Origin of the sequence: Pseudomonas sp. Marseille-Q0931, from assembly GCF_940789645.1 — a bacterium.
Classification (GTDB): domain Bacteria; phylum Pseudomonadota; class Gammaproteobacteria; order Pseudomonadales; family Pseudomonadaceae; genus Aquipseudomonas.
Map to the genome: position 1 here is coordinate 346,118 of NZ_CALNWT010000001.1, position 16,590 is coordinate 362,707.

The window sequence follows — 16,590 nt, forward strand, 5'->3', positions numbered from 1 at the left end:
CGTCTGCTAAGTCTCGTTACTCTTTCGATATTGCCTGTTTCTATTGACTGCTTCCTACAATATGCCGGTCTTCCTCCAGAGCGGGTGGCAGAGCATGAGTGCGAATTCCGAGAGCATGAAGCGGCGCATGGTCGAGCTGATGCTGCGCCTGGCTCCCGAAGAGGGGTATACCGCGGCGCAACTGGATGGCGTCACCTTCATGCGCTCCAACCGGCCGCTTCCGGTGACGCCGGCGCTGTACGAGCCGAGCATCGTGATCGTCATCCAGGGGCGCAAGAGTGGGCTGCACGACGGCAATCTGTACGTTTACGATGCGCAGCACTATCTGGTGCTGGCGCTGCCCTTGCCGTTTGCCATCGAAACCGAGGCGACGGCCGATGAGCCCATGCTCGGTGTGGCACTGCGGGTCGATCCGCTGTTGGTGGCCGAACTGGCGATGGGGCTGGACGAGCCCCCGACCCGCGCGCCGGCGACGCTTTATTCCAGCCCGATGGATGCGCGTCTGAGCGATGCGACGTTGCGCCTGCTGGAAGCCCTGGCCGACCCCGACGAGGTGCGCCTGCTAGGCCCGTCGATCATGCGTGAGATCGTCTTTCGCGTGCTGCAGGGCGAGCAGGGCAGTGGTCTGCGCGCGACCCTGGCGCAGAACAACCATTTTGGCCGCATCGCACGCGTGCTGCAGCGCATACATCGCGATTACCAGGCGTCGCTCGATGTGCCTTCGTTGGCTGAGATCGCCAGCATGAGCGTGCCGGCCTTCCATGTGCACTTCAAGGCCATGACTAGCCGCTCGCCGTTGCAGTACCTCAAGGCCATCCGCCTGCACCAGGCCCGGCTACTAATGATTCGCAGCGACATGAGTGCGATCAGCGCGGCGCAGCGCGTCGGCTACGAAAGCCCGTCGCAGTTCAGTCGCGAGTTCAAGCGGCTCTTCGGGCGTACTCCTGGCGACGAGACGCGCCACTTCAAGCAGCTTCTGGCGCTGGCGCCTGCCGTTGATACTGGCGTGCGGTCGGCCTGCTGAGAACCTTGCTCGCAGCGCTTTTCTCATTCTTTGGTAGTGGATGGGCAAAAGCCACTACATAAATGACCAATCCAGGCCTTTTGGCGTTTGCTTCAAACGCTTGTTTCAGGCTAAGGTTCGGCAGCTTTGCCCGGGCGCTGACCCTGGGCGCTCCTGATCAATAATGAATGCAGCCCGCGAGCTGCTGGCCAAAAGGAGCCAAGATGACCCCCAGTGAACTACTGCTCGAGGGTGTCGAACTCATGCTGTTCGGTATGGGTTTCGTGTTTGTCTTTCTGGTGTTGCTGGTGGGTGTGGTCAGTCTGATGTCGCGCCTGATCGCGACTTTCGCTCCACCCGCGCCAACCCCCGCCGCTTCTTCCCCAGCGCACAGCGCCAAGTCGGCCAGCCATGAGCCGGATGCAGAAACGCTGGCCGCCATTCAATCCGCTATTGCCCAGCACCGCGCGCGTCGCGGTTGATCAGGTTCAGAGGGAGTACCTGTATGACTGCCGTTAAACAAGCACTCGGAATCACCGATGTGGTGCTGCGTGACGCCCATCAATCCATCCTGGCCACTCGCGTACGCCTGCAAGACATGTTGCCGATCGCACCCAAGCTCGATCAGGTCGGCTTCTGGTCGGTGGAATCCTGGGGCGGGGCGACCTTCGACGCCTGTATTCGCTACCTCGGTGAAGACCCGTGGGAACGTATTCGCGAGCTGAAAAAGGCGATGCCCAACACTCGCCAGCAGATGCTCCTGCGCGGGCAGAACCTGTTGGGCTATCGCCACTACGCCGATGACGTGGTGGAGAAGTTCGTCGAGCGCGCCGCCATCAATGGTGTCGATGTGTTCCGCGTGTTCGACGCGATGAACGACCAGCGCAACCTCGAGACCGCGCTCAAGGCCGTCAAGCAGCAGGGCAAGCACGCCCAGGGCACCATCTCCTACACCACCAGCCCGGTGCATACCCTTGAGATGTGGGTCGATCTGGCCAAGCAGATCGAGGACATGGGCGCCGACTCGGTGGCCATCAAGGACATGGCCGGCATCCTCACGCCGTATACCGCATTCGAGCTGGTGTCGCGCCTGAAGGCCAGCCTGGCGATCCCGATCCACATGCAGTGCCACGCCACCGCGGGGCTGTCATCCGTGGCCATTCTCAAGGCGGTGGAAGCTGGTATCGACAACGTCGACACTGCCATCTCCTCGCTGTCGATGACCTACGGTCACTCGCCGACCGAATCGGTGGTGGCGATGTTCCAGGGCACCGAGCGCGATACCGGGCTGAACCTGGAGCTGCTGGAGGAGATCGCCGCGTACTTCCGCGAAGTGCGCAAGAAATACGCAAAATTCGAGGGCAACCTCAAGGGCGTCGATTCGCGCATCCTGGTCGCTCAGGTGCCGGGCGGTATGCTCACCAACATGGAAAGCCAGCTGAAAGAGCAGGGCGCCCAGGACAAGTTCGACCAGGTGCTGGCCGAGATTCCGCGTGTGCGCGAAGACTTGGGCTTCATCCCGCTGGTGACCCCAACCTCGCAGATCGTTGGCACCCAGGCGGTGATCAACGTGCTCACCGGCGAGCGCTACAAGTCGATTACCAAGGAAACCGCCGGCGTGCTCAAGGGCGAGTACGGCGCGGCGCCCGCACCGTTCAATGCCGAGCTGCAGGCGCGCGTGCTCGATGGCGCGCAGGCCATCACCTGCCGTCCGGCCGACCTGCTCGACGCGGAAATGGACAAGCTGATCGCCGAACTCAAGGGCATCGCCAAGGACAAGGGCATCCAGCTTGCCGCCGACGAGATCGACGACGTGCTGACTTATGCGCTGTTCCCGCAGATCGGCCTGAAGTTTCTCGAGAACCGCGACAACCCGGCGGCCTTCGAGCCGCTGCCGACCGGTAAGGAAGCTCCCGCCCGTGAGGCCGGCAAGCCTGAGGTCTATACCGTCGAGGTCAATGGCAAATCTTTCGTCGTACAGGTCAACGAGGGCGGCGATATCGAGGGTATCAAGCCCATCGGTGGCGCAGCGAACGTCGCCGTGGCGCCAGCCCCGGTCGCAGCGAGTGGTGGCGAGCCGCAGGTCGCACCGCTAGCCGGCAATATCTTCAAGGTGTTGGTGCAGCCAGGCCAGGCTGTCGAGGAGGGGCAACTGGTGATCATCCTCGAAGCGATGAAGATGGAAACCGAGATCCGTGCGTTCAAGGCCGGCACCGTCGGCGTCGTCAACGTCAAGGTGGGTGATGCTGTGGCGGTGGGCGACAGCCTGCTGACCATCGGCTGAGGAGCGCATCATGGAAAAGCTGCTCAAGCTCTGGCAGAGCACCGGCCTGTATCACCTGGAGCCTGGTCAGGCCTTCATGATCGCGGTGTGCCTGCTGCTGATCTACTTGGCCATCAAGAAGGGCTTCGAGCCTCTGCTGCTGGTGCCCATCGGTTTCGGCGGCCTGCTGTCGAACATCCCGGTGGCCAACATGGCCGAAGGTGCCGGCTTCCTGCACCTGATCTACGAAGTGGGATTGCCGACCAGCATCTTCCCGTTGCTGATCTTCCTCGGTGTTGGCGCCATGACCGACTTCGGACCGATGCTGGCCAACCCGAAAACCTTGTTGCTGGGCGCCGCCGCGCAGTTCGGCATCTTCGGCACCCTTATGGGCGCGCTGGCGATCACCGCACTGGGCATTCCCGGCATGGAGTTCACCCTCAAGGAGGCGGCTTCCATCGCCATTATCGGCGGGGCGGATGGGCCGACCTCGATCTTCGTCACCTCCAAGCTGGCGCCTGACCTGCTTGGCCCCATCGCCGTGGCGGCCTATGCCTACATGGCATTGGTGCCGCTGTTGCAGCCGCCGATCATGCGTGCGTTGACCAGCAAGGAAGAGCGCGCCATCGTCATGCAGCAACTGCGGCCGGTGGGGCAGACCGAGAAGATCGTCTTCCCCATCGTGCTGTGCCTTTTGGTGGGTATGTTGTTGCCGGACGCGGCGCCGCTGATCGGTATGTTCGCCCTCGGCAATCTGCTGCGTGAATGTGGTGTGGTCGAGCGTCTGGCCGACACCTCGCGCAACGCGCTGATCAATATCGTCACCATCTTCCTCGGTCTGACCGTGGGCTCGAAGCTGTCGGCAGAAGCCTTCCTGCAGCTCAAGACCCTGGGCATCCTGTTGCTGGGCATGGTGGCGTTCTGCGCCGGCACTGCGGCTGGTGTGCTGATGGCCAAGCTGATGAACCTGTTCAGCAGCAACAAGGTCAATCCGCTGATCGGCTCTGCAGGCGTATCGGCGGTGCCGATGGCGGCACGGGTATCGAACAAGGTCGGCCTGGAGGCCAACCCGCAGAACTTCCTGCTGATGCATGCCATGGGGCCGAACGTGGCGGGGGTGATCGGCTCTGCAGTGGCGGCGGGGGTATTGCTCAGCTTTGTCGGGTAAAGAGAACGCGGGGTTCGCTCCGCGTTTTTCCTCCAGCCATAAAAAAACCGGCCTAGGCCGGTTTTTTTATGGCTTCGCTTCAGGCTTCTTCAGCTTCAGCGGCCATTTCCACGTCATGGGCAATCAGAGCGACCAGCGCGTTCTGCTGACGGCGCGACAACTGACGAAAACGCTGCAGCAATTCACGCTCATGGAGGCTCAGTTCGGGGCTGTCGAGACGCAGGCTGAGATCGTCATCCAGAGCGCCTTCCTGCAGCATGCTCTGCTCCAGGCGGGCGATGATTTCGGAGTTCATGCTGCGGTGATGGTTGCGTGCTACGTCAGCAATACGCTCACGCATGCCATCTGGCAAGCGAACGACAAACTTGTCAGCCGTGCGGCTGGAATAAATAGCCTGTTTCATAGGGCGCATACATTACCGGTTAGTTCAGGGAGCGATACTGGTAATCAGTGTCGAGATTGTCACCGGTTTGACCGTCTTTCGCACTAGCCGTTCAACCGATATCGCGTTCTGCGTCATTACGACCCGAAGGCCATCTGAACAGTTCCTTGACGCCAAATACGTGGCACATTGTGATCGATGTAACGGCGTTGTGCCAGCACCAGTCGTCAGAAATGAGTAGCAATTGGCACAAGCGTGCACTTCGAGGGTTTCCATCCGAAAAACTCCGGCGTGTTCATTCAATCGTCACCCGCATTTCACAGTTCTGACATGGAATCTGCCTAGGTTGGTCTACACCAGATGGCGACTTCCTCGCCTTCTGATCATTGATGATAGTAGAGGGCCGGCACATGAGCGCAGCGATTTTAGTCGACCGCCTGAACAAGAGTTTCGGCCGTAAACAGGCGCTGTTCGATCTGGCGCTGTCGGTGCAGCCGGGTGAGATGGTCGCGCTGATCGGCGCGTCTGGCTCTGGCAAGTCGACCCTGCTGCGCCATCTGGCCGGCCTGGCCCGCGGCGATGCCGGCAGCATCGAAGTGCTCGGGCGCCAGGTGCAGGCCGATGGTCGCCTCAATGGTGACGTGCGTCGCCAGCGCGCCGATATCGGCTACATCTTTCAGCAGTTCAATCTGGTCGGCCGCCTCAGCGTGCTGCAGAACGTGCTGCTCGGCGGCCTCGGTCGCATGCCGCGCTGGCGTGGCAGCCTCAGCCTGTTCAACGCTGAGGAGAAACAGCGCGCCATGCAGGCGCTGGAGCGCGTCGGTCTGGCCGAGTTTGCCACGCAGCGCGCCTCGACCCTGTCCGGCGGCCAGCAGCAGCGTGTGGCCATTGCACGCGCGCTGTGCCAGCAGGCCGAGGTAATCCTTGCCGACGAGCCGATCGCCTCGCTTGATCCGGAGTCGGCGCGCAAGGTGATGGAAATTCTCGCTGACATCAACCGCCGCGACGGCAAGACGGTGGTGGTGACCCTGCATCAGGTCGACTACGCGGTGCGCTATTGCCAGCGCGCCGTGGCGCTCAAGGGCGGGCGCATTCATTTCGACGGCCCCACCGACAGCTTCAACCCCGATTTCCTCAACGACCTCTACGGCGGCGATCTCGATATCAGCCTGCTGTTGCCGCAAGGGCAGCGCCCGCGTGCCGTGGAACGTCCGCTGACGCTGGCCAAGGCCTGACGTCAGTTTCCTCATTCGAAAAAACAACGCCAACCCGCAACAGGAGTGTGCTCCATGTTCAAACGCATCGGCCAGGTGCTGGCTGCCTCTGCGCTCGTCACCGGTTCCCTGCTGGGCTCGGCCCAGGCCGCCGAGGAACTCAACTTCGGCATCATTTCCACCGAGTCCTCGCAGAACCTCAAGGCCATGTGGGATCCCTTCCTGGCCGACATGAGCAAGCAGACCGGGGTAAAGATCAACGCGTTCTTCGCGCCTGATTACGCCGGGATCATCCAGGGCATGCGCTTCGACAAGGTCGACGTGGCCTGGTACGGCAACAAGTCGGCGATGGAAGCAGTCGATCGCGCCGGTGGTGAAATCTTCGCCCAGACCGTGGCAGCCAACGGTGCGCAGGGCTACTACAGCTTGCTGGTGGCGCACAAGGACAGTTCGATCAACTCGGCCGAGGACATGCTCAAGAACGCCAAGAGCCTGACCTTCGCCAACGGTGATCCGAACTCCACCTCCGGCTATCTGGTGCCTGGCTACTACGTATTCGCCCAGAACAACGCCGACGCCAGCAAGATTTTCAAGCGCTCGCTCAACGGCAGCCACGAGGTCAACGCGCTGTCGGTGGCCAACAAGCAGGTCGATGTCGGCACCTTCAACAGCGAGGGCATGGAGCGCCTGGAAGTGACTGCGCCGGACAAAGCGGCGCAGCTCAAGGTGATCTGGACGTCACCGCTGATCCCGTCGGACCCCATCGTCTGGCGCAAGAACCTGCCGCAGGAAACCCGCGACAAGCTGCGCAACTTCTTCATGACCTACGGTGCCAAGCCGGAAGAGAAGAAGGTGCTCGAGGGCCTGCAGTGGGGTCAGTTCAAGCCTTCGGATAACGATCAGCTGCTGCCGATTCGTCAGCTCGAGCTGTTCAAGAAGCGTACCGAAGTGGCCAACAACGACAAGCTCAAGGACGCCGACAAGCAGGCTCAGCTCAAGGAGCTGGACGCCGAGCTGGCCAAGCTGGAGCAGCGCATGGCCGAGCGTGAGAAGCAGGGCGGCGCCAGCGCCGGCTGACCCCGAGAGCCGTCCCGCGAGAGTGGGGCGGCTCTTGAAAAGCTCGCCGCTGAAGCGCCTCCCACTAGATTGAGAGTTACCCATGACGACATTGACCACCGCCACCCCCATAGCCGATGGCAAGCGCAGCTGGCTGCAGTTGATCGGCTGGGGCCTGTTCTTTGCCGTGCTCGCCTGGTCCTGGCAGGGTGCGGAAATGAACCCGCTGGCACTGGTGCGCGATGCCGGCAACATGGCTACCTTCGCCGCCGATTTCTTCCCGCCGGACTTCAGTAACTGGCAGCACTACGTCAAGGAGATGGTGGTCACCTTGCAGATCGCCCTCTGGGGCACGGTGCTGGCCATTCTCTGCGCCATTCCGCTGGGCATCCTCTGTTCCGAGAACATCGTGCCCTGGTGGGTGTATCAGCCGGTGCGCCGGGTGATGGATGCCTGCCGTTCGATAAATGAAATGGTCTTCGCCATGCTCTTCGTCGTCGCGGTTGGCCTCGGCCCCTTCGCCGGCGTGCTGGCGCTTTTCATCAGCACCACGGGGGTGCTGGCCAAGCTGTTCGCCGAGGCGGTCGAGGCCATCGATCCGGGCCCGGTCGATGGCGTGCGTGCCACCGGTGCCAGTGCCTTGCAGGAGGTGATCTTCGGCGTCATCCCGCAGGTACTGCCGCTGTGGATTTCCTATTCGCTGTACCGCTTCGAGTCCAACGTGCGCTCGGCCACTGTGGTCGGCATGGTCGGCGCCGGCGGCATCGGGGTGATCCTCTGGGAGGCCATCCGCGGCTTCCAGTTCGCCCAGACCTGCGCGCTGCTGATCGTGATCATCCTGGTAGTGAGCGCCATCGACATCCTGTCCCAGCGCCTGCGCAAGCTCTTTATCTGAAGGAGGAGGAGGGCGCCTGCGTGCGCCCTTTTCAAACGATGAACTTGTCTAGACAAAGCGAACCGCTGTACCGCGAGCTGGCCGCCGTGCTGCGCGAAGACGTGCAGCGCATGAGCCCGGGCGATTACCTGCCGGGCGAGATGCAACTGGCCGCGCGCTTCTCGGTCAACCGTCACACTCTGCGCCGCGCGGTGGACGAGCTGGTGCTCGAAGGCCGCCTGCTGCGCCGTCAGGGCAAGGGCACCCAGGTGCTGGCCAAGCCACTGGTGTACCCGGTGGAGGCGGGCAGTGCCTTCAGCCAGTCGCTGTCGGCGCTCGGCCACCATGTCGAGGCGAAGCTGATCGAGCGCCTGCGCCGTACTGGCAGCAGTGAGGAATGTCGGCATCTGCAATTGTCCGACGGCAGCGAGCTGATCGAGCTGACCACCCTGCGTCTGCTCGAGGGGCAGCCGCTGAGCCTGATCCGCCACCGCTTCTGCGCCAGCCTGGCACCACAGTTGGCTGACTACCAGGGCGGTTCGCTGCGCCAGTACCTGGCTGAGCGCGACCTGCCGCTGACGCGCACCTTCAGCCTGATCGGCGCGCGCCTGCCCAGCCGCGAAGAGGCGGCGCATCTGCTGATGCCGCGCCACGCGCCACTGCTCAGCGTGCTCACTTTGTCCCACGATCCCGCTGGTCGGGCGGTGGAGTTGGCGCAGTCCAGCAGCCGCGCCGACCGCTTCCAGTACCAGGTAGCGACCTGATGGAGACCCGCATGAACGAAATCGACCAGAACATTGCCGCGCGCCAGCGCTGGATGGGCGTGCTGGCCCGTGCCGGCAGCGCCCTCGATGCCCACGAGGCGGCGCTGAAGGACAGCGCCTACCAGCTGATCCGCGCCCCCGAGGTGGGCATGACCCTAGTGCGCGGGCGCATGGGCGGCACCGGCAGTGCCTTCAACCTGGGCGAGATGACCGTGACCCGCTGCGTGGTGCGCCTGGCCGACGGCCGCACCGGCTACAGCTACCTGGCCGGCCGTGACAAGCGCCGCGCCGAACTGGCCGCCCTGGCCGACGCCCATCTGCAGGGCTGCGACCAGGCACGCTGGCTCGCCGCCCTGATCGAACCGATGGCTCACCAGCAGCGCGAGCAGCGCCTGGCCCGGGCCGCCCGCAGCGCCGCCACCCAGGTGGAATTCTTCACCCTGGTCAGAGGAGAGGACTAATGACTACGCCGCACAGCTCGCATTGGCTGCAACCGGCTTTCGACAACCCGGTGCTCGATGCCCAGGTCAGCTTTCGCGCTGCCCTCGGCGCCCTGGCCGAACCGGGCCTGCCGCGCGCCATGGACCGCGCTCACGTCCTGGGCGACCTGGCCCCGGCCACCTATGGCCTGTGCCTGGCCTTTCTCGACAGCGACACGCCCCTGTGGCTGGCGCCGCGCTTCGATACGCCGCTGATCCGCGCCAACCTGGCCTTCCATTGCGGCTGCCCGATCGTCGCCGAGCGCGAGATCGCCCTGTTCGCCCTGCTCGATGAGAGCGAACTGGATGATTTGTCGGACTTCGATAATGGCAGCGAGCGCTACCCGGATCAGTCCTGCACGCTGCTGATCCAGTTGGGTGATCTGCACGCCGGCCGGTCCCTGCGCTGGCGCGGCCCGGGCATCAAGGACGTGCGCAGCGTCAGCCTGCCGCTGCCGGCCTCGTTCTGGCAGCAGCGCCAGGCGCGCAGTGCTTTCCCCCGTGGCCTGGACTGCTTCTTCGCCGCGGGCGGGGAGGTCATCGGCCTGCCACGCAGCACCCGCGTGCTGATCGAAACCGAGGAGGCCGCCTGATGTATGTCGCCGTCAAGGGTGGCGAACGCGCCATCGACAATGCCCATCAACTGCTGGCCAACCGTCGCCGTGGTGATACCGCCGTCGCCGAACTGGGCGTGCAGCAGGTGCGTCAGCAACTGCCGCTGGCCGTGGCCCGCGTCATGAGCGAAGGCTCGCTGTACGACGAGGAACTGGCTGCGCTGGCGATCAAGCAGGCCGCAGGTGACCTGATGGAAGCCATCTTCCTGCTGCGCGCCTACCGCACCACGCTGCCGCGCTTCGGCGCCAGCGAGCCGCTGGATACCACGAAGATGCAGCTGGAGCGGCGCATCTCCGCCACCTTCAAGGATCTGCCCGGCGGTCAGCTGCTCGGCCCGACCTTCGACTACACCCACCGTCTGCTGGATTTCACCTTGCTGGCCGAGGGCGACTATCCAGCGCCAGAAGCGATCGTTACCGATGAGCCCAAGCCTTGTCCGCGGGTGCTGGATTTTCTCGCAGGCGAAGGGCTGATGGCCCGCGAGACAGACGACGGCGCGCCGGTGCCCGACATCACCCGCGAGCCGCTGGCCTTTCCCGCCAGCCGCGCTGAGCGCCTGCAGGCGCTGGCCCGTGGCGACGAGGGCTTCCTCCTGGCGCTGGGTTATTCCACCCAGCGTGGTTACGGACGCAACCACCCCTTCGCCGGGGAGATCCGTATCGGCGACGTCGAGGTGTGGATGACGCCCGCCGAACTGGGCTTCGCCGTGCCGCTGGGTGACATCGAAATCACCGAGTGCGAGATGGTCAATCAGTTCGTTGGTGAAAGTGCCGAGCAGGCGCAGTTCACCCGTGGCTATGGCCTGGCCTTCGGTTACGCCGAGCGCAAGGCCATGGGCATGGCCCTGGTCGACCGCGCGCTGCGTGCCGGCGAGTACGGCGAGGAAGTGCAGGGCCCGGCGCAGGAGGAGGAGTTCGTGCTGATGCACTGCGACAACGTCGAGGCTGCCGGCTTCGTCTCGCACCTGAAGTTGCCGCACTACGTCGACTTCCAGGCCGAACTGGAACTGATCCGCAAGCTGCGCCGCCAAGCGTCGGCAGAGGAGAACCGCTGATGAACCTTTCCATTGCAAGCGGCGCCCGCGAGGCGTCGGCCTATAACTTCGCCTATCTCGATGAGCAGACCAAACGCATGATCCGCCGTGGCCTGCTCAAGGCAGTGGCAATTCCCGGCTATCAGGTGCCCTTTGGCGGTCGCGAGATGCCGCTGCCCTACGGCTGGGGCACCGGTGGCATGCAACTGACCGCCGCCATTCTCGGTGCGGACGACGTGCTCAAGGTCATTGACCAGGGCGCCGACGACACCACCAATGCGGTGTCGATCCGCCGTTTCTTCGCCCGCACCGCCGGCGTCGCCACCACCGAGCGCACGCTGGAGGCCAGCGTGATCCAGACCCGTCACCGCATTCCGGAAACTCCGCTGTCGGCCGGGCAGATCATGGTCTATCAGGTGCCTATCCCCGAGCCGCTGCGCTTTATCGAGCCCAGCGAGCAGGAGACGCGGACCATGCATGCGCTTGAGGACTACGGCGTGATGCACGTGAAGCTGTACGAGGACATCGCCACCTTCGGCCATATCGCCACCGCCTACGCCTATCCGGTGACGGTGGACGAGCGCTATGTGATGGACCCGTCGCCGATCCCCAAATTCGACAACCCGAAACTGGACATGAGCCCGGCGCTGATGCTGTTCGGTGCCGGTCGTGAAAAGCGCCTGTACGCGGTGCCGCCCTTTACCAAAGTGGTCAGCTTGGACTTCGAGGATCACCCCTTCGCCGTGCAGCAGTGGGATGAGTGCTGCGCCTTCTGTGGCAGCACGGAATCCTTCCTCGACGAGTTGATCGTCGACGATGCCGGCAACAAGCGCTACGTCTGCTCCGACACCGACTACTGCCGCCAGCGCACTGAGGAGAACCTGCAATGAGCGCCGCCGAACGTCTGCAACCTGCCATGGCAGTGGCCGAGCCGTTGTTCTCGGCGCGAGATCTGACCCGCCTTTACGGACCGGACAAGGGCTGCCAGGGGGTGAGTTTCGACCTTTATCCCGGCGAGGTGTTGGGCATTGTCGGTGAGTCCGGGTCGGGCAAGTCCACCTTGCTCAGCCTGCTCTCCGGGCGCTGCCCGCCAGATCGCGGCAGCGTGAGTTATCGCGGTCGCGACGGCCAGTGGCTCGACCTTTACAGCGCCAGTGAGGCCGAGCGGCGCACGCTGCTGCGCACCGAGTGGGGCTTTGTCGAGCAGAACCCGCGTGACGGCCTGCGCATGGCGGTATCGGCTGGCGCCAACATCGGCGAGCGACTGATGGCCCAGGGCGTGCGCCATTACGGCGAGCTGCGCGCCGCCGGGCTCGACTGGCTGAGCCAGGTGGAGATCGACCCGGCGCGTATCGACGATCTACCGCGCACCTTCTCCGGCGGCATGCAGCAGCGCCTGCAGATCGCCCGCAACCTGGTTTCAGCGCCGCGCCTGGTTTTTATGGACGAACCCACGGGCGGGTTGGACGTATCGGTGCAGGCGCGCCTGCTCGACCTGCTGCGTGGCTTGGTGCGCGAGCTGGACCTGGCGGTGGTGATCGTCACCCACGACCTGGCGGTGGCGCGCCTGTTGGCCGACCGCCTGATGGTGATGCGCCGCTCGAGGGTGGTGGAGGCGGGGCTCACCGACCAGATTCTCGACGATCCGCAGCATCCCTATTCGCAGCTGCTGGTGTCGTCCGTCTTGCAGCCATGAGCGTACCGCGAGCTGGCGCTGCGTAGGGTGGATGACGCTCTTCTCATCCACCAGCGAGTCGCCATCGGTGGATGGATAAAGCGCCATCCACCCTACAACCGACCACCCGTAGCCCCGAGGAAATCAGGGCTACGACGGTAACCGAGGTGTGTATGAACAACCTGATCGAGGTCAGCGGCCTCAGCAAAACCTTCACCCTGCACCAGCAGAACGGCGTTGTCCTGCAGGTGCTGCGTGACCTGAATTTCGCCGTGCGCGGCGGCGAGTGCCTGGTGCTGCATGGGCAGTCCGGCGCCGGCAAGTCGACCCTGCTGCGCACGCTGTACGGCAACTACCTGGCCGCTGGCGGCAGCATCCGCATCCGTCACCAGAACAAGCCGGTGGAGCTGGTCGGCGCAGAACCGCGCCAGGTGCTGGCGGTGCGCCGGCAGAGCCTGGGCTACGTCAGCCAGTTTTTGCGGGTGATCCCGCGCGTATCGACCCTGGACGTGGTGATGGAGCCGGCGCTGGCCCGCGGCTGGACGCGCAGCGATGCCGAGGCGCGAGCCAAGAGCCTGCTGAGCCGGCTGAATATCCCCGAGGCGCTGTGGCAACTGGCACCAGGCACCTTTTCCGGCGGCGAGCAGCAGCGCGTCAACATCGCCCGCGGCTTCATGGTCGAGTGGCCGGTGCTGCTGCTCGACGAGCCCACCGCCTCGCTGGATGACGCCAACCGCCAGGTGGTGCTGGAGCTGATTCTGGAGGCCAAGGCGGCTGGCAGCGCGCTGATCGGCATCTTCCACGACCGCATCGCCCGCGAGGCGGTGGCCGACCGTTACCTCGACATGAGCGCCGCTGCGGCGCAACCGGAGTACGTCTATGTCGTCTGAACAGATTCTCAGCAACGCTCGTATCGTTACCGCCGAGCGCGAGTTCCTCGGCACCCTGCTGCTTCGCGACGGGCTGATCGCCGCGGTGGACGAGGGCGCCAGCTACCTGCCGCAGGCCCAGGACCTGGGCGGCGATTACCTGCTGCCGGGGCTGGTGGAGCTGCACACCGACAATCTGGAAAAGCATATGAGCCCGCGTCCTGGGGTGGATTGGCCGTCGGCTTCGGCGGTGCTGACTCATGATGCGCAGATCGTCGCCGCCGGCATCACCACGGTGTTCGATGCGCTGTCCATCGGCGATATCAACCCGCGTGGTCGGCGCATGCAGCAATTGCCGGCGATGATCGAGGCCATCGCCGCCAGCGAGGCGGCGGGGCAGACCCGCGCCGAGCACCGCCTGCACCTGCGCTGCGAGCTGTGCCATCCCGATGCGCTGACGATCTATCGCGACTTGGTCGAGCACCCGCTGGTGGCGCTGGTGTCGGTGATGGATCACTCGCCCGGCCAGCGCCAGTTCGCCAAGGTGGAGAAGTACCGCGAGTACTACATGGGCAAGTACCACCTGAGCCCGGCGGAGATGGAGGAGTTTCTTCAGGAACAGATCGCCAACTCGCGCCAGTACAGCGACCGCCAGCGTCGCGCCATCGTCGAGGACTGCCATTCCCGTGGTATCTCGGTGGCCAGCCATGACGACGCGACCCTGGCTCACGTGCAGGAGTCAGCTGGTTTCGGCATGGCCATCGCCGAGTTTCCTACCACCCTGGAGGCCGCACGCGCCAGCCACGAACTGGGACTGAAAGTACTGATGGGCGCACCGAACCTGGTGCGCGGCGGCTCGCACTCGGGCAATATCGCTGCCGCCGAACTGGCGCGCCACGGTGTGCTGGATATCCTCTCCAGCGACTATTATCCGGCCAGCCTGTTGCATGCGGCCTGGCTGCTAGTCGGGCAGGACAACGACTATGATCTACCAGCGGCCATAGCCACCGTGAGCCGCGCGCCGGCCAGGGCGGCCGGACTGGATGATCGCGGCGAGATCCGAGTCGGTCTGCGCGCCGACCTGGTGCAGGCCAGGGCGCATGGCGAGCAGCCGGTGATCCAGCAGGTGTGGCGCCAAGCGCGAAGGGTATTCTGATGCAGGGCAGGTTGATCTATCTGATGGGGCCTTCGGGCTCGGGCAAGGACAGCCTGTTGCAAGCCGCACGTGCGCCGCTTGAGGCGCACGGCTGCCGTTTCGCCCGACGGGTGATCACCCGTAGTGCCGAGTCCGTCGGCGAGGATGCGCTGGGCGTCACCCCGGGCGAATTCGAGCGCCTGGAAGGCGAGGGCGCCTTCGCCCTGAGCTGGCGCGCCAATGGCCTGGCCTACGGCATCCCGCGCGAGATCGATGATTGGCTGAGCGCCGGCCAGGATGTGTTGATTAACGGTTCACGCGGCCATCTCGAGGCTACGCGCCAGCGCTATCCGGATCTGCTGGCGATTCTTCTGCAGGTCGACGAGGCGGTGCTGCGCCAGCGCTTGCTGGCTCGTGGCCGCGAGACGCTGGAGCAGATCGAGCAGCGCCTGGCGCGCAGCCGCAGCTTTGCCCCAGTGGGAGGCGCTTCAGCGGCGACTGTCGCGGCTAAAGCCGCTCCCACAATGGTATCTGCGGAGAGTGTCGTCATCCTCGACAACTCCGGCCCCCTGCCGCACACCGTCAGCCGCCTGCTGTACCTGCTCGACGAGATGCGCCGATGCGCCTGACCTTGCTTGGCACCGGCGATGCCCGCCAGGTACCGGTGTACAACTGCAGCTGTCCGGCCTGCGATGCGGCGCGGGTCTATCCAGCGCGGCGCCGTGGCCCCTGTTGCGCGCTGATCGAATGCGGCGCGCAGCGCTGGCTGATCGACAGCGGCCTGACCGATCTTGCCGAACGCTTTGCGCCGCATAGCCTCAGTGGAATTCTGCAGACCCACTACCACGCCGACCATGCCCAGGGTCTGCTGCATCTGCGTTGGGGGCAGGGTTTGGTGATTCCGGTGCATGGCCCGGATGACCCGGCTGGCCTGGCCGATCTGTACAAGCACCCCGGCATTCTCGATTTCAGCCAGCCTTTCGTGGCCTTCGAGCGTCGCCAACTGGGCGAACTGCAGGTCACCGCGCTACCGCTGACTCACTCCAAGCCAACCTTTGGGTACTTGTTTGAAGGGCCGGGGCTTGAGGGGCAGGTCAGGCGAATTGCCTACCTCACCGATACCATCGGCGTACCCGAGGCCAGTTGCGCCGAACTGCAGCGAGCGCCACTGGATCTGCTGGTACTGGATTGTTCTACCGCACCGCACCCCATCGCGCCGCGTAATCACAATGACCTGACGCGGGCGTTGGAGGTGATCGAGCGCTTGCGGCCCGCGAAGTCCGTACTCACCCATATCGGCCACAGCTTCGACGCCTGGCTGCTCGATCATCCGGCCGCCTTGCCGCCAGGAGTCAGCCTGGCCAGTGATGGTCTGGTGCTGTAGCCCGGATGTAATCCGGGGCCGCCCGACAGTCATTTTTGGATTGCATCGGGGCGACGGATTGGCTTGCGCTGCCGGTCAATCCAGCGGCAATTCCGTTGTCCGCTTCACTTCGCTCATGGCGATGTGCGAATGCGCTTCGTGTACGTGCGGGCGTTGCAGCAGGTGGTCACGCAGGAAGCGCTCGTAATCGGCGATGTCCTTGGCCACTACCTTGAGCAGGTAGTCCGAGCCGCCGGCCATGCTGTAGCACTCCAGCACCTGCGGATAGCCGACCACGGCCTGTTCGAACTCGTCCAGATTGCCGCGACCATGGGCCGACAGCTTGATGTCGACGAACACCGTGATGCCGAATCCCAGGCGCTTGTGATTGAGTAGGGCGACCTTACGGTCGATCAGCCCCTCTTCCTGCATGCGATTGATACGTCGCCAGCAGGGCGATTGCGACAGTTCGACCTTTTCCGCCACTTCGGCTGCAGAAAGATCGGCGTTGTGCTGCAGCAGGCGGAGAATCCGCCGGTCGATGGGGCTGAGCTTGTCCTGCATGATTTTTTCCATTTTCTTGAGATTGTTGGAAGGATCATGCGAAGTATTGTCTCTGCTACTCGAAAATAGAAAGAAAAAAGCGGAACCCTCCGGTCATGCTTTAAGCAAATCCGTCGCAGCGATCCTGCGACCG

General features: G+C 64.1%; 19 protein-coding genes. 17 read left to right on the forward strand and 2 right to left on the reverse strand.

Annotated elements, in window-relative coordinates; translation table 11 throughout:
• The first annotated feature begins 94 nt into the window (after positions 1–94).
• From P3C50_RS01755 to P3C50_RS01770, 4 genes are all read left to right on the forward strand, one after another.
• Positions 95–1,024 (forward strand): AraC family transcriptional regulator, encoded by a 930-nt coding sequence (locus tag P3C50_RS01755; RefSeq protein ID WP_275544652.1) that lies wholly within the window; start codon positions 95–97, stop codon positions 1,022–1,024.
• 203 nt (positions 1,025–1,227) lie between these two features.
• Complete coding sequence (locus tag P3C50_RS01760; protein WP_197858128.1) at positions 1,228–1,485, forward strand: OadG family protein; 258 nt, start codon at positions 1,228–1,230, stop codon at positions 1,483–1,485.
• A 23-nt stretch (positions 1,486–1,508) separates the two neighbouring features.
• The gene (gene oadA, locus P3C50_RS01765; protein ID WP_275544653.1) at positions 1,509–3,287 is read left to right on the forward strand and encodes a sodium-extruding oxaloacetate decarboxylase subunit alpha; all 1,779 of its coding nucleotides are present in this window, start codon (positions 1,509–1,511) and stop codon (positions 3,285–3,287) included.
• Positions 3,288–3,297: 10 nt separating this feature from the next.
• Positions 3,298–4,434: a sodium ion-translocating decarboxylase subunit beta gene (locus P3C50_RS01770; RefSeq protein ID WP_275544654.1), complete on the forward strand. Its 1,137-nt coding sequence runs from the start codon at positions 3,298–3,300 to the stop codon at positions 4,432–4,434.
• Positions 4,435–4,513: 79 nt separating this feature from the next.
• On the opposite strand, the gene P3C50_RS01775 is transcribed toward P3C50_RS01770, so the two are convergent.
• Positions 4,514–4,846 (reverse strand): Arc family DNA-binding protein, encoded by a 333-nt coding sequence (locus tag P3C50_RS01775; protein WP_197858131.1) that lies wholly within the window; start codon positions 4,844–4,846, stop codon positions 4,514–4,516.
• A 380-nt stretch (positions 4,847–5,226) separates the two neighbouring features.
• Here P3C50_RS01775 and phnC point away from each other — a divergent pair, with 380 nt between their 5' ends.
• The 13 genes from phnC to phnP all read left to right on the forward strand — a co-directional run bounded on the left by phnC (position 5,227) and on the right by phnP (position 15,914).
• Positions 5,227–6,051, forward strand: a complete 825-nt coding sequence (gene phnC / locus P3C50_RS01780) for a phosphonate ABC transporter ATP-binding protein (protein ID WP_275544655.1) — start codon at positions 5,227–5,229, stop codon at positions 6,049–6,051.
• A gap of 54 nt (positions 6,052–6,105) precedes the next feature.
• On the forward strand, positions 6,106–7,107 hold the full coding sequence (phnD, locus tag P3C50_RS01785) for a phosphonate ABC transporter substrate-binding protein (protein WP_275544656.1): 1,002 nt from the start codon (positions 6,106–6,108) through the stop codon (positions 7,105–7,107).
• An 82-nt stretch (positions 7,108–7,189) separates the two neighbouring features.
• On the forward strand, positions 7,190–7,981 hold the full coding sequence (phnE, locus tag P3C50_RS01790; RefSeq protein WP_275544657.1) for a phosphonate ABC transporter, permease protein PhnE: 792 nt from the start codon (positions 7,190–7,192) through the stop codon (positions 7,979–7,981).
• A gap of 20 nt (positions 7,982–8,001) precedes the next feature.
• Complete coding sequence (gene phnF / locus P3C50_RS01795) at positions 8,002–8,724, forward strand: phosphonate metabolism transcriptional regulator PhnF (protein WP_275544658.1); 723 nt, start codon at positions 8,002–8,004, stop codon at positions 8,722–8,724.
• A gap of 11 nt (positions 8,725–8,735) precedes the next feature.
• On the forward strand, positions 8,736–9,185 hold the full coding sequence (gene phnG / locus P3C50_RS01800; protein WP_275544659.1) for a phosphonate C-P lyase system protein PhnG: 450 nt from the start codon (positions 8,736–8,738) through the stop codon (positions 9,183–9,185).
• Positions 9,185–9,796 (forward strand): phosphonate C-P lyase system protein PhnH, encoded by a 612-nt coding sequence (phnH, locus tag P3C50_RS01805; RefSeq protein WP_275544660.1) that lies wholly within the window; start codon positions 9,185–9,187, stop codon positions 9,794–9,796. Before phnG ends, phnH begins: the two co-directional genes overlap by 1 nt.
• A complete protein-coding gene (locus P3C50_RS01810) occupies positions 9,796–10,872 on the forward strand; it encodes a carbon-phosphorus lyase complex subunit PhnI (protein WP_275544661.1) in 1,077 nt (358 codons plus the stop codon). Before phnH ends, P3C50_RS01810 begins: the two co-directional genes overlap by 1 nt.
• The gene (locus P3C50_RS01815; RefSeq protein ID WP_275544662.1) at positions 10,872–11,741 is read left to right on the forward strand and encodes an alpha-D-ribose 1-methylphosphonate 5-phosphate C-P-lyase PhnJ; all 870 of its coding nucleotides are present in this window, start codon (positions 10,872–10,874) and stop codon (positions 11,739–11,741) included. Before P3C50_RS01810 ends, P3C50_RS01815 begins: the two co-directional genes overlap by 1 nt.
• On the forward strand, positions 11,738–12,547 hold the full coding sequence (gene phnK / locus P3C50_RS01820; RefSeq protein WP_275544663.1) for a phosphonate C-P lyase system protein PhnK: 810 nt from the start codon (positions 11,738–11,740) through the stop codon (positions 12,545–12,547). The genes P3C50_RS01815 and phnK overlap by 4 nt, the downstream gene beginning before the upstream one ends.
• 152 nt (positions 12,548–12,699) lie before the next feature.
• The gene (gene phnL / locus P3C50_RS01825; RefSeq protein ID WP_275544664.1) at positions 12,700–13,416 is read left to right on the forward strand and encodes a phosphonate C-P lyase system protein PhnL; all 717 of its coding nucleotides are present in this window, start codon (positions 12,700–12,702) and stop codon (positions 13,414–13,416) included.
• Positions 13,406–14,551, forward strand: coding sequence for an alpha-D-ribose 1-methylphosphonate 5-triphosphate diphosphatase (locus tag P3C50_RS01830; RefSeq protein ID WP_275544665.1), 1,146 nt, complete (start codon positions 13,406–13,408; stop codon positions 14,549–14,551). Before phnL ends, P3C50_RS01830 begins: the two co-directional genes overlap by 11 nt.
• On the forward strand, positions 14,551–15,159 hold the full coding sequence (gene phnN / locus P3C50_RS01835) for a phosphonate metabolism protein/1,5-bisphosphokinase (PRPP-forming) PhnN (protein WP_275544666.1): 609 nt from the start codon (positions 14,551–14,553) through the stop codon (positions 15,157–15,159). Before P3C50_RS01830 ends, phnN begins: the two co-directional genes overlap by 1 nt.
• A complete protein-coding gene (phnP, locus tag P3C50_RS01840) occupies positions 15,150–15,914 on the forward strand; it encodes a phosphonate metabolism protein PhnP (RefSeq protein WP_275544667.1) in 765 nt (254 codons plus the stop codon). Before phnN ends, phnP begins: the two co-directional genes overlap by 10 nt.
• A 75-nt stretch (positions 15,915–15,989) precedes the next feature.
• Here phnP and P3C50_RS01845 read toward each other — a convergent pair whose 3' ends face one another.
• Entirely contained in the window at positions 15,990–16,457 is a 468-nt protein-coding gene (locus tag P3C50_RS01845) for an Lrp/AsnC family transcriptional regulator (RefSeq protein ID WP_275544668.1), read from the reverse strand.
• Positions 16,458–16,590: the final 133 nt, after the last annotated feature.